This is a genomic window from Terribacillus sp. AE2B 122 (genome assembly GCF_902497585.1).
Taxonomy (GTDB): Bacteria; Bacillota; Bacilli; order Bacillales; family Amphibacillaceae; genus Terribacillus; species Terribacillus saccharophilus_A.
Genome location: NZ_LR700945.1, coordinates 115,747 through 128,766 on the forward strand (window position 1 = coordinate 115,747; position 13,020 = coordinate 128,766).

A 13,020-nucleotide genomic window follows, 5' to 3' on the forward strand; every position below is an offset into this window, starting at 1 on the left:
GCATGAACAAAGATGAAGCGATTTTAGAGCTTGCAGGTTTGCGCAAAAAGCTCAATCAATATAATTATGATTATCACGTCCTTGATAATCCGCAGGTGTCTGATTTTGAGTATGATCAGACCCTGAAACGACTGCTTGATATCGAAGGAGAATTTCCTGACCTTGTCACAAACGATTCTCCATCGCAGCGTGTCGGCGCTGCACCGCTTGAAGCATTCAACAAGGTAGAGCACCGCGTGCCGATGCTATCCTTGGGCAACGCATTTAATGAAGAAGATTTGCGAAGTTTTGATAAGCGTGTCCGAAACGGCTTGGAAACCGATGACTACTCTTACATCTGTGAGCTGAAGATAGATGGCCTGGCTGTTTCTCTCCGTTACGAAAATGGAGAGTTCGTCCAAGGAGCGACACGCGGCGATGGGACGACTGGTGAGGATATTACCCAGAATCTACGGACAATTCGCAGTATCCCGCTTCGAATTGATTTAGAGGAAGCAATCGAAGTGCGCGGAGAAGCATTTATGCCGCAAAAATCATTTGCAGCACTGAATGCCCAAAAAGAAGAAAACGGCGAAGCGCCTTTTGCGAATCCGCGTAATGCTGCAGCCGGATCTTTGCGTCAGCTTGATCCGAAGATTGCTGCCAGCCGTAATTTGGACGTATTCCTCTATGGTTCCGGGCAATGGGAGACCAATAATCTGGATTCACATAGCGGGCTGCTCGACTACTTGGAACAGCTAGGCTTCAAGACAAATAAAGAACGCCGTCGCTGCCAGACAATCGAAGAAGTGCTCGCTTATGTCGAGGAATGGAGCGCCAAACGACGCGAACTAAGCTACGAAATCGATGGTATTGTAATCAAGGTGGACAAGCGTGAACAGCAGGATGAACTTGGCTTCACGGCCCGGACACCGCGCTGGGCAATTGCGTACAAATTCCCAGCCGAAGAAGTGACCACAAAGCTTTATGATATCGAGCTTAATGTCGGGCGTACTGGTGTCATCACCCCGACAGCATTGCTGGAACCTGTCCGAGTGGCAGGAACGACGGTACAGCGAGCAACTCTGCATAACGAAGATCTGATTCGCGAGAAGGATATTCGTATTGGAGATACGGTTGTCATTAAAAAGGCCGGTGACATTATTCCAGAGGTTGTCCGTGTCGTTACAGATGCGCGTACAGGAGAGGAAAAGGAATTCCATATGCCAGAGCACTGTCCGGAATGCGGCAGTGAAACAGTGCGTTTGGAAGAAGAAGTGGCTCTTCGCTGTATCAACCCTAACTGCCCAGCACAACTTGTCGAAGGATTGATTCATTTTGTTTCCCGGAATGCCATGAACATTGATGGACTTGGGGAAAAGGTCATCATCCAACTGTACCGTTCTGAATTGGTGCATACGATTGATGATTTATACAAACTTGATCGAGATGCTTTACTTGATCTGGAGCGTATGGGCGAGAAATCGGCTGATAATCTGCTTAAATCAATTGAAGCGTCTAAGGACAATTCGCTGGAGCGCTTGCTATTCGGGCTAGGCGTTCGCTTTGTCGGAGCGAAAGCTGCGAAAACATTAGCACAAGCCTTTGAAACAATTGACAGATTGCAGCAGGCAACTGTTGAGGAGCTTGTTGCTATTGATGAAATCGGAGAAAAAATGGCTGACTCCATTTATCAGCATTTCCAGGAAGACAAAGTAACTCAGCTGATAGAAGAACTAAAAGCTGTAGGCGTCAATATGACCTATAAAGGCATCAAGCCACAGGAAGTAACAAGTGATAGTATCTTCAGCGGCAAAACCATTGTTTTGACCGGGAAAATGGAGGCTCTCACAAGGCCAGAGGCGAAAGAGAAAATCGAAGCGCTCGGCGGTATTGTCACAGGTAGTGTCAGTAAGAAAACTGATTTGCTGATTGCTGGCGAGGATGCTGGTTCTAAATATGAAAAAGCAGAGAAGCTCGGTATAGAGATATGGGATGAAGCACGTTTGATTGAAGCGTTACAGGAATAGAGAGGAGAAACACATGAAAAGATTAGCAGGTGTTCTATCTATAGGAGCACTCGTATTGCTGGCAAGCTGCGGACCGTCTGGCGGCGGGGAAGAAGAAGTAAAGCAGGAAACGGCAGATGGCGGGGAAAAAACGTCCGTCGTTTCCAGCTATAATTTCTCTGACGAAGAATACAAAGTATTGCTGCCTTATGAGAGCGGCAAATCTAAAGGCGTCGTCAACTATGAGACTAGTGCAGCTCGCGGAGTAATCATTAACCAAATTGCCAACCGTTTGGATATTGATGAAGTCGAAGAAGGGCTTCGCAATCATTCGAAGGACGTATTCAGTCCGGAAGATTATTACTTCCGTGAAGGACAAATGCTCGATAGTGATACGCTATACAGCTGGATCGGCCGTTATGCTAAAGCGCAAAAAGACGATAAGGGAAAAATATCCGACGATGAAAAAGCGAAGGAGCTCGGGCTCAATCCGGAGCTGAATGAGGACAAAGCATCGGAGAAGGATTTCCGTGATAATCCGAAGTATCTATCCCACATCCTGGAGCAGGATTATATGATCGAGGATGATAACGGTGATATTAAGCTGGGCGGAGTCTCCATTGCACTTGCGATGAAGTCAGAATACCAATTTACGACTGGCGGAAAAGGTCCTTACCGTGAGGAAATTCCAGAGGATAAGATGCTCACGCAGGCGAATGAAATGTCTAAAAAGATTGTCGAAAGAATGCGCAGCATTGACGGCTTAAGTGACGTTCCAATTCATATCACAGTTTACCAGGAAGCTAAGAAGGAATCTGTCGTGCCAGGTAGCTTCGTTGCTGAAACTACTGTAGATAAAGGCAGCAGCTCAGTCGGAGATTGGGATAAGATCGACGAGAAGAACGTCTTGTTCCCTTCGGATGATGCAAATGAAAACCACCCAGATGAAAGTCAATATATTTCCGCTTTCACGACAAAAGTGGCAAGCTTCTTCCCGAATTACACAGGAATGGTCGGCAGAGGATTCTACCAAAATAACGAACTTAAGAAGCTGACGATTGATATCCCGATTCAATTCGAAGGAAATGCTGAAGTAGTTGCCTTTACACAATATGCATACAGCCAGATCATGGATATCTTCCCGAATTATTATGACCTTGAAATAAACATCACCTCAAATGATCAGACAGAAGCAATCATTACGAGGGAACATGATACCAAAGAACCGGAAGTTTACATCCTTAATTAAAGCAGCCATACAAAAAGAGACAAAAAATTGCATTATTAGACAAGACTAGGAAAGTATCACCAGAAAATAGGTAGAGAAGCACATGCTTCAATCCCTACTTTCCCAATATACTTAAAGCCGGGATGTGTTAGAATGAAAGCAGGAACACATCCCAGCAATGGTCTTGGGCACAAGCTCTTACGCAGAAAGAAATAACTATGTTTCGAGGTGTAGCCCAAATGGAAATAGGCCCTTTAATTAAACTACATAGAATCAAGCAAAATATGACGCAAGAAGACCTAGCAGCGGGCATTGTTTCAGAATCCTACCTGTCCAAAATCGAAAACCAGAAAACTGATGCCAGTCCAGAAGTCATCGCATTATTATGCGAACGACTCGGAATCCAGCTTAACGCGGAGAACGAGGATATAATTAAGGAAAAGGCTGAGGAATGGTATGGCATGCTGTACGAAGTGCACAATGCTAACGAAAGAAGACAGCGGTTCCAGGAACTTGAAACACTGTTCAAAGCGAATAATTCCGACCATGAGATGTTGTTTGAAATTCAGAAGATCAGATTTTTTTTAGTTGAGGGCAGAGTGCAGGAAGCGAAGGAACAAATTGATCGATTAGAAACTTTAGAGAATACTTTTGAGCCAATTCATTTATTTTATTGGAATAAGTTCTTAGGGAATTATAATCATACTGTGACAGAGGAATACTCCAAGGCAATCACATACTACGAATATGCTGAATCGATAATGGAATCTATTGAACTTCAAGACAAAGAAGTTGCAGATATTCATTATCTATTAGCGGTACTTCATAGTAAACTAGTAAACGATTTAAACGCACTAGAGTATGGTCAAAAAGCTCTTTCAGTATTTCGAGAAAATTATAATTTCGTGCGTTGTGCACAATGTCATATAGTGCTAGGAATTGCGTATAGAAGATTACACATGCACGATATGGCAATTAAGCAATATAATTTAGCAAAGCACCTTGGTGAAATAACTGATGAAAATGATATTATTCAGCTTACAAACCATAACTTAGGTTATTTACATTCTCGTGCAGGTCAGTCGGAAGAAGCAATTAAATATTATAAAGCAGCATTTGATATGGATAATATGCAAATGAGCTTTAATCTGACTACGGTTACTTCTCTGATTAGAGAGTATTATATAACTGGTAAATTTAAAGAAGCTCAATGTTTAATAAACCAAGCTAAAGAAATAATGGAAAAGCAAAACTTGGGAAGCAAAGTTATAAGATGGGAAATAGAAATTTTCCAAGCAGCTCTTGATGATAACTTTGAGCATCTTGAAAATACCATCACTAATCAATTGTTACCACATCTAGTAGAACAGGAAGATAATATTAACGTAATTATCTACTCTAACATGATTGCAGAAAAGTATGAGGAAATAAAAAAATATAAGAATGCTTCTCTGTTTTATAAGATGGCAAATAAGTATTACCAAGATTTATTAAATCTGTAGGGGGAACACTGATGAAAAAAATTGTTGGAATTGTGATTACAGCGGTTGTATTAAGTATCAGCCTAACATTTAGCAGCGGAAGCAAACCCGAAGCATTGGACTTGCAGCCAGGTGCATTTTCAATTAAAAACCAAACTGCCTTAGATTTACAGCCAGGTGCTTTCTCTCACAGTAAACTATTAGCTGCAAATGATTTACAACCAGGAGCATTTTAAAAATAGAGTCAATCTCTATTTTTTTCTTTTTTCAGAAGGAGAATCTAATTCTTCGCCGAATAAATACATCATGTACTATTTCCCTTAAGTAAGACCCTCAATTGCCCGCTTTATTTTCGGATAAGGCGGGCTTTTTCTTTTTATTGTGCTTAATTTCGTTTAGAGGGAAAAACGTGCTAAAATAGTTATATGTTATAGTCTGGTTGCTTTACGGCAGCTCCTTTTGCTATGATCATTTTTATATACATGTAAGGTGAATTCCGGAGGTGACAGTATGTCAGAGATTACGAAAGAACAGGTGTTGCATGTAGCGCATTTGGCGCGTCTTGCAATTACTGATGAAGAAGCAGAAAAAATGACGAAGGAACTTGATGCGATTATCGGGTATGCCGAGCTTTTGAATGAGCTTGATACTGATAACGTGGAGCCTACGACACACGTGCTTGATTTAAAGAACGTTATGCGTGAGGATGAAGCGCGCAAGTGGATCGACCGGGAGGATGCATTGAAAAATGCACCGGATCAGAAAAATGGCCAGTTCCGTGTGCCGTCGATTTTGGACTGAGGAGGAAGATTATGTCTTTGTTTGATTATACATTGAAAGAATTGCAGGAAAAGCTACATAACAAAGAGATCACGGTAACGGATCTTGTGGATGCTTCCTATGCGCGTATTAAGGAAGTAGACGATGAAGTGAAGGCTTTCTTGACGCTTGATGAAGAAAATGCACGTGCAGCTGCTAAGGAATTGGACGAGCAGGGTGGCGACAACCCGCTATTCGGTATTCCTATCGGTATCAAGGATAATATCGTAACAAAAGGTCTTCGTACAACTTGTGCGAGTAAGTTCCTTGATAATTTCACAGATCCGCTTTACGATGCGACAGTTGTTTCCAAGCTAAAGGATAAGAAAACTGTTACAATCGGTAAACTGAACATGGATGAATTTGCGATGGGTTCTTCCAATGAGAACTCCGCTTATTTCACGACACGTAACCCTTGGAATACAGATTATGTTCCTGGCGGATCCAGCGGTGCATCAGCAGCTGCTGTAGCTGCAGGAGAGGTATTCTTCTCCCTGGGATCTGATACAGGTGGTTCCATCCGTGAACCAGCTGCATTCTGTGGCGTAGTCGGTTTGAAGCCTACATACGGTCTTGTATCCCGTTTCGGTCTTGTTGCATTCGCATCATCTCTTGACCAGATCGGACCGATGACTCGTACGGTTGAAGATAACGCGCACTTGCTGCAAGCAATCGTAGGTCATGATGAAATGGATTCTACAAGTGCAGATGTGGAAATTCCGAACTACACAGAAGCTTTGAAACAAGATGTTAAAGGTTTACGCATTGCCGTACCTTCCGAGTATCTTGGCGAAGGCGTTTCTGATGAAGTTCGCGAATCCATCAAAGCTGCACTAAAAGTATATGAGGATCTTGGCGCAACTTGGGAAGAAGTTTCCCTGCCTCACTCCCGTTACGCAGTAGCAGCATACTACTTGCTGTCTTCTTCTGAAGCATCTGCTAACTTAGCGCGTTTTGATGGCGTCCGCTATGGAGTTCGCTCTACACAAGCGGAAAACATGGTAGATGTGTTCAAATATTCCCGCCGCGATGGTTTCGGTGAAGAAGTAAAACGCCGTATCATGCTTGGTACGTTCGCTCTTAGCTCCGGCTATTATGATGCGTATTACAAAAAGGCACAAAAAGCACGTACATTGATTAAAAACGACTTTGATAAAGTGTTCGAGGACTATGATGTCATCGTTGGACCAACAACTCCTACTCCTGCTTTCAAAGTTGGCGAAAAAGTTGAAGATCCATTGACAATGTACGCAACTGATATCCTGACGATCCCTGTAAACCTTGCAGGCGTACCAGGAATCTCCTTGCCTTGCGGATTTTCAAGTGAAGGGCTGCCGATCGGCTTGCAAATCATCGGGAAGCACTTTGATGAGGCGACGATCTATCGCGCTGCTCACGCATTCGAGCAAGCGACAGATCATCACAAACAGAAACCGGCATTGGGAGGCGTAAAAGGATGAATTTCGAAACTATCATCGGACTCGAAGTACACGTGGAGCTGAAAACGAAATCTAAGATTTTCAGTCCGAGCCCAAATGCATTCGGTGCCGCACCAAATGAAAACACCAACCCAATCGACCTTGGGTACCCAGGCGTGCTTCCTGTCTTAAATAAAGAAGCAGTAAACTTTGCTATGAAAGCAGCGATGGCACTGAACTGTGAAATCGCGACACATACAAAATTTGACCGGAAGAACTACTTCTATCCGGATAACCCGAAAGCTTACCAGATTTCTCAATTCGATCAGCCGATCGGAGAGAATGGCTGGATTGAAATTGAAGTAGACGGTTATACAAAGAAAATTGGTATCACACGTATTCATATGGAAGAGGATGCTGGGAAACTGTCTCACACAGGCGATGGCTACTCCCTTGTCGATTATAACCGTCAAGGAACACCATTGATTGAGATTGTGTCCGAGCCAGATCTTCGTACACCGGCAGAAGCTTACGCTTACCTTGAGAAGCTTCGTAATATCATTCAGTACACAGGTGTATCCGATGTGAAAATGGAAGAAGGTTCCCTTCGCTGTGACGCCAACATCTCGCTTCGTCCAATTGGACAAGAGAAATTTGGTACAAAAGCAGAGCTGAAGAACTTGAACAGCTTTGCATTCGTTCAAAAAGGCTTAGAGTTCGAAGAAAAACGCCAGCAGAAGGTCTTACTTGCTGGAGGAGAAATTCTGCAGGAAACTCGCCGTTATGATGAGTCTACAAAAGAGACAATCTTAATGCGTATTAAAGAGGGTTCTGACGATTACCGTTACTTCCCAGAGCCAGATCTTGTACCATTGTATATTGACGACGCTTGGAAGGAACGCATCCGTGCATCCATTCCTGAGCTTCCAGATGCTCGTAAAGCCCGCTATGTGAACGAGCTTGGCTTACCTGCATATGATGCAATGGTATTGACGCTAAGCGTGGAAATGTCCGACTTCTTCGAGGCAACATTGAAAGCTGAAGCTGATCCTAAAGCTGCTTCCAACTGGTTGATGGGTGAGGTTTCTGCATACTTGAACAAGCAGCAGAAAGATCTTGCTGATATCGCCTTGACTCCAGAAGGACTAGCGAAAATGATCACACTGATCGAAGATGGCACTATCTCTTCTAAGATGGCGAAGAAAGTATTCGCTGAGCTTGTTGAGAACGGTGGCGATCCAGAACAGATCGTAAAAGATAAAGGACTTGTCCAAATCTCTGATGAAGGCCAGCTGACTGAAATCATCTCAAGCATCCTTGATCAGAATGAACAATCTGTTGTTGACTTCAAGAACGGGAAAGACCGTGCCCTCGGCTTCCTAGTCGGCCAAGTCATGAAACAGACAAAAGGTCAAGCCAACCCGCCAATGGTAAACAAAATCCTTATTGCGGAAATGAATAAGCGCTAATCTGAAGATCCCGCCTTTGGCGGGATTTTTTTATGTATTGAAGTTTTTAATACCAACTTCTAATTGCTTCAAGTTTTGGTAGAATATTAGAAAAGGGGGCGGCAAGATGGAGATACATTCATCTGAGTCTAACAGTAATCAGAAACTGCCTTTTCACCTTTTTCAGGGTACTAATGAGAAAGCGCCGATACTTGTCATTTATCACGGATGGGCAGGCAGTAAAGCCGGATATTATGACTTGGCGGAAGAGCTTCAGGAACAAGGCTATACGGTAGTTTTACCTGACATAGTCCATCATGACAGCAGAGGGACCATAGATAATTACTTCGACGAAAGTACTCGTCAGCAAATGTTCTGGGGGACAGTATTTCAGGCAATCGATGAATTCGATAAATTGATAGCCGACTTGAAAGTGAATAAGAAGGACGTCCTTGTCATTGGCAGTTCTATGGGCGGTTTTATAGCCAGTAGTATTTTTGCAAAGAATCCTGAAATACAAGGTTTGGTAAATGTAAATGGATCCGGCGCCTTTGTAGTGGCAGATGAATTTTTCAGGAGAGTTGATGGAAGAGACAAACTGTCTGGCAAAGAGAGAGCATTGCTTGAAACGTATGATCCAATAAATTACACATATAGCAGAAAACCTGTACTGCTTATGCATGGAGATAGTGATCAAGTCCTCGATACCTCTGGACAGTATGCTTATTACGCGCACTGCAGCAGTTCCGATGTTACTTTTGATATCTTTAACGATGTCAATCATCAGTTTACGGAGGATATGGTGGAAGGGCTCAAGTCTTGGCTGAACGAGCAATTCGGGAGAAGCTGTATATGAGACGTAGACTGCTTGAATGGTGGATAGCTATTCCTCGGAAAATACGCACTGGATTTCTTGGATTACTAACTGGATTTTTTCTCACTGCTGTTTTCATAAAGGGGTGGCAGGCATTATTACATAGCAGCATTGATAATAAACAAGTTGTGATAGGCATGCTTGTTGCTATTGCTCTGACAGCAAGCATTCTACTTAATAAGAAATAATAAGGACGCATCCTAATTTTCACTGCGTCCTTAATCCAAGAGCTTATTTAACATATCCGAGAATAAAACCGTCATAACCTTTGCTTCCTACAGTCTGCACAGCTGTAGCTTCAATACGAGGTTCTTCGGAAAGCAGTTTCAGAAACTCCTGTACGCCTTGGACACGTTCATCTGTGCTCTGCACATTGGCTACTTCACCTTCGCGGACTACATTATCGGCAACAATAACTGCTCCTGGAGCAGCTAGCTTGGTAGCCCATTTCAAATAATCTGGATAGCTTTGTTTATCGGCATCGAGGAAGATGAAGTCAAAAACATTTTTCTGCTCATTATAGAGTTCAGGCAGTGTATCAATTGCATTGCCGACGACTACTTCTGCTTTATTCTCCAGCCCAGCTGTTGCGATGTTGCTGCGTGCTACTTCAGCAAAATAGGGATTGGCTTCCAGGGTATACAGTTTTCCAGCAGCGGGAAGGGCTTTTGCAAGCCAGATAGTACTATAGCCGCCAAGCGTGCCAATTTCCAGGATGCGTTTAGCTCCTCTGATTTTGGCCAGCAGATGCAGCAGCTTTCCCTGTAATGGGGATACATCGATCTGAGGCAGTTCTGCTTCTTGATTTACTTTCAGTACATAATTATGATCCTCCTCAGCAGGCAGCAAGCTATTCAAAAACACGGTATCTACGTCGCTCCATTTGTTTTCCAAACGTTTCATCTCCTCCTCTTCTTCCTTTTAGTTTAGCGGATTAATAGAACAAATTATAGTACCTCGTTATGTTAACGTTACAAAATAAAAGGGCAGAACATCAATACATATACTAAGAGAGAAAGAAATATGCCAAATTGCAGATTGATGTAAAGGAAATTTATTATGAAGAAGCTGAGAAGTGACGTCTATCAACACACTTGGAAAAGCCAAGGAATTTCCTGTAACCGGGTTAAAAGGGGCATATTATTCCTATACTGATTGAGATAGGCTTCCAGGAACGGGCAAAGACCTTTTCAAAATAGGAAAAAAAAGCTATGATAAGACTTGGACAATGTGAACGTAAGGTTTGGTAGGAGGCAATACAATGAAACGCGCTCGGATCATTTACAACCCAACATCAGGTAAAGAAGCGTTTAGACGCGAACTCCCAGATGTATTAGAAATTTTTGAAAAGGCAGGCTATGAAACTTCGACGCATGCGACCACATGTGAAGGAGATGCGACGGCGGCAGCGCGCTTGGCAGTAGAGCGCGGCTATGATCTTGTCGTTGCATGCGGCGGGGACGGTACTGTCAACGAGGTCGTATCAGGCTTGGCTGAACAGCCAAACCGACCGAAGCTCGGCATTATTCCAGTCGGTACGACGAACGATTTAGCTCGTGCACTATTTATTCCGCGCAACATTAAGCGAGCAGCTGAGATCATTGTGGAAGGAAAGACGCGCAAGCTCGATATCGGTAAGGTCAATGACCATTACTTTATGAATATCGCTGGCGGAGGGAAGCTAACAGAGCTTACCTATGATGTTCCAAGCAAGACGAAGACGATGCTCGGTCAGATGGCCTATTATTTAAAAGGCATTGAAATGCTGCCATCGCTTCGTCCAATCAAGGTGGAAATAGAGTATGATGGCAAATGGTTCGAAGATGAAATCATGCTTTTCCTTGTGTCTAACACAAACTCCGTTGGCGGCTTCGAGAAGCTCGCACCGGACGCGTTATTGGATGATGGATTGTTCGATTTGGTTATTTTACGAAAAACGAATATAGCCGAATTTATCCGTATTGCTTCCTTGGCAATCCGAGGAGCGCACTTGGATCATGATCTTATCTTCTATACAAGAGCGAATCGAATCAAGGTAAAACCTGCTGATAAAATGCAGTTGAACATCGATGGCGAATATGGCGGTTTATTGCCAGGTGAATTCGTCAATCTGCATCAGCACATTGAATACTTCGTTACAGAGGAATTCATCCAGAAACAAGATAGCTTAGCTGACTAAGCTGTCTTGTTTCTTTTTTCGACATATTTCCCGGGTAATAGACCTGGATTTCTGATTTCACCCACAATGTGATACAATCTTGAAAGCAAATCAAAAAGGACGATGAAAATGGCAAAATTAGCGCCACCAGTTGAAAAGAACCAAACAATTGAACTGACCTTCGAAGACCTGACGCATGATGGAGACGGTGTCGGCAAAGTAGACGGCTATCCATTGTTTGTACCATATGCGCTTCCAGGAGAGACAGCGCAAGTGAAAGTGATTAAGACAAAGAAAAATTTCGGCTTCGGTAAACTTCTTGAAGTAACAAAGCCGAGTGAACATCGAGTAGAACCGCCTTGTGATGTATATATTCAATGCGGAGGCTGTCAGCTTCAGCATATGAGCTATAAGATGCAGCTAGACATGAAGCAAAAACAAGTACAAAACGCGATGAAGAAAATTGGCCATCTGGAGCATGTACCTGTACATCCGGCACTTGGCATGGATGATCCATGGCGTTACCGAAACAAAATCCAAATTCCGACAGCAGAACGCAATGGCGAAATGATCACCGGATTTTATCGCAAACGCAGCCACGACATCATCGAGGATATGGAAACATGTGTTATTCAAGATGAAGTAAATGACCGTATGGTAGAGGCTGTTCGCCGCATCGCCAGCCGCCTAGGCATCTCTGCGTATAATGAAGAAACGCATCGCGGTGACCTACGCCACATCATGGTCCGTACCGGTCAGCAGACGAACGAGACGATGATCGTGCTCGTCACGCGCATGAACGAACTGCCTTATGCAAAGGAACTTGTAGCTGAACTGCATGAGACGTACCCGCAAATCAAGTCAATCGTTCAGAATATCAACAAGGAACGCACGAACGTGATCCTTGGCCGTAAGACGAAGCTGCTATGGGGTGAAGAATACATCTACGATACAATCGGAGATATTAAATTCGCTATTTCAGCTCAATCTTTCTACCAAGTTAATCCGGCACAAACGAAAGTATTGTACGATCAAGCACTGGCATATGCCAACCTTAGCGGCAATGAAACTGTTATCGACGCTTACTCTGGAATCGGCACAATCTCCTTATTCCTTGCACAGAAAGCGAAGAAAGTTTACGGTGTTGAAATTGTGCCGCAAGCAGTATCAGACGCTAAAATGAACGCCAAGCTCAACCACATGGACAACGCTGAATTCTACGTCGGCAAAGCCGAAGAAGTGATGCCATGGTGGAAAGCACAAGGCTTAAACCCTGACGTCATCGTCGTCGACCCGCCACGTAAAGGCTGTGAAGAAGATCTGCTTCAAGCTATGATCGACATGAAGCCAAAACGCATCGTGTATGTGAGCTGTAACCCAAGCACGCTCGCTCGCGACCTCCGCTTCCTGGAAGACGGTGGCTTTGAAACGAAGCAAGTACAACCAGTAGACATGTTTCCTCAGACTGGGCACATTGAGTGTGTGGCGGAGATTGTGTTGAAGGTGTCCAACTAAAATAAACATTTCCCAGTAAAAATAAACTTTTCCTAATAAGACCTGGATTTCGGTAAAATAAACAATTCCGATTTCCGGGTCTTTTTTCTAT

12 protein-coding genes are annotated in these 13,020 nt (G+C 43.5%); 11 read left to right on the forward strand and 1 reads right to left on the reverse strand.

All coding sequences use genetic code 11. The features are described 5' to 3' along the window. The first annotated feature begins 2 nt into the window (after positions 1–2). The 9 genes from ligA (at position 3) to AE2B122_RS11520 (ending at position 9,444) form a co-directional block, all read left to right on the forward strand. A complete protein-coding gene (ligA, locus tag AE2B122_RS11480; protein ID WP_175074162.1) occupies positions 3–2,009 on the forward strand; it encodes an NAD-dependent DNA ligase LigA in 2,007 nt (668 codons plus the stop codon). 13 nt (positions 2,010–2,022) lie between these two features. After that, positions 2,023–3,237 (forward strand): CamS family sex pheromone protein, encoded by a 1,215-nt coding sequence (locus tag AE2B122_RS11485; RefSeq protein WP_175074163.1) that lies wholly within the window; start codon positions 2,023–2,025, stop codon positions 3,235–3,237. Between the two features lie 218 nt (positions 3,238–3,455). After that, the gene (locus AE2B122_RS11490; protein WP_175074164.1) at positions 3,456–4,718 is read left to right on the forward strand and encodes a helix-turn-helix domain-containing protein; all 1,263 of its coding nucleotides are present in this window, start codon (positions 3,456–3,458) and stop codon (positions 4,716–4,718) included. Positions 4,719–4,729: 11 nt separating this feature from the next. Continuing rightward, a complete protein-coding gene (locus AE2B122_RS11495) occupies positions 4,730–4,933 on the forward strand; it encodes a hypothetical protein (RefSeq protein ID WP_175074165.1) in 204 nt (67 codons plus the stop codon). A gap of 274 nt (positions 4,934–5,207) precedes the next feature. Further along, entirely contained in the window at positions 5,208–5,498 is a 291-nt protein-coding gene (gene gatC, locus AE2B122_RS11500) for an Asp-tRNA(Asn)/Glu-tRNA(Gln) amidotransferase subunit GatC (RefSeq protein ID WP_038558545.1), read from the forward strand. An 11-nt stretch (positions 5,499–5,509) separates the two neighbouring features. Continuing rightward, positions 5,510–6,976, forward strand: a complete 1,467-nt coding sequence (gatA, locus tag AE2B122_RS11505) for an Asp-tRNA(Asn)/Glu-tRNA(Gln) amidotransferase subunit GatA (protein ID WP_095218824.1) — start codon at positions 5,510–5,512, stop codon at positions 6,974–6,976. Then, positions 6,973–8,403 carry an Asp-tRNA(Asn)/Glu-tRNA(Gln) amidotransferase subunit GatB gene (gene gatB / locus AE2B122_RS11510; RefSeq protein WP_095270945.1) on the forward strand — a complete coding sequence of 477 codons (1,431 nt, stop codon included), beginning with the start codon at positions 6,973–6,975 and terminating at the stop codon, positions 8,401–8,403. Before gatA ends, gatB begins: the two co-directional genes overlap by 4 nt. A gap of 106 nt (positions 8,404–8,509) precedes the next feature. Continuing rightward, the gene (locus AE2B122_RS11515; RefSeq protein WP_175074166.1) at positions 8,510–9,238 is read left to right on the forward strand and encodes an alpha/beta hydrolase; all 729 of its coding nucleotides are present in this window, start codon (positions 8,510–8,512) and stop codon (positions 9,236–9,238) included. After that, positions 9,235–9,444 carry a hypothetical protein gene (locus AE2B122_RS11520; RefSeq protein WP_175074167.1) on the forward strand — a complete coding sequence of 70 codons (210 nt, stop codon included), beginning with the start codon at positions 9,235–9,237 and terminating at the stop codon, positions 9,442–9,444. The genes AE2B122_RS11515 and AE2B122_RS11520 overlap by 4 nt, the downstream gene beginning before the upstream one ends. 43 nt (positions 9,445–9,487) lie before the next feature. Here AE2B122_RS11520 and AE2B122_RS11525 read toward each other — a convergent pair whose 3' ends face one another. Then, the gene (locus tag AE2B122_RS11525) at positions 9,488–10,150 is read right to left on the reverse strand and encodes an O-methyltransferase (protein ID WP_371809587.1); all 663 of its coding nucleotides are present in this window, start codon (positions 10,148–10,150) and stop codon (positions 9,488–9,490) included. 367 nt (positions 10,151–10,517) lie between these two features. Here AE2B122_RS11525 and AE2B122_RS11530 point away from each other — a divergent pair, with 367 nt between their 5' ends. Beyond that, positions 10,518–11,435, forward strand: a complete 918-nt coding sequence (locus AE2B122_RS11530) for a diacylglycerol kinase (protein WP_175074169.1) — start codon at positions 10,518–10,520, stop codon at positions 11,433–11,435. 108 nt (positions 11,436–11,543) lie between these two features. Continuing rightward, entirely contained in the window at positions 11,544–12,929 is a 1,386-nt protein-coding gene (gene rlmD, locus AE2B122_RS11535) for a 23S rRNA (uracil(1939)-C(5))-methyltransferase RlmD (RefSeq protein WP_175074170.1), read from the forward strand. Positions 12,930–13,020 lie beyond the last annotated feature (91 nt).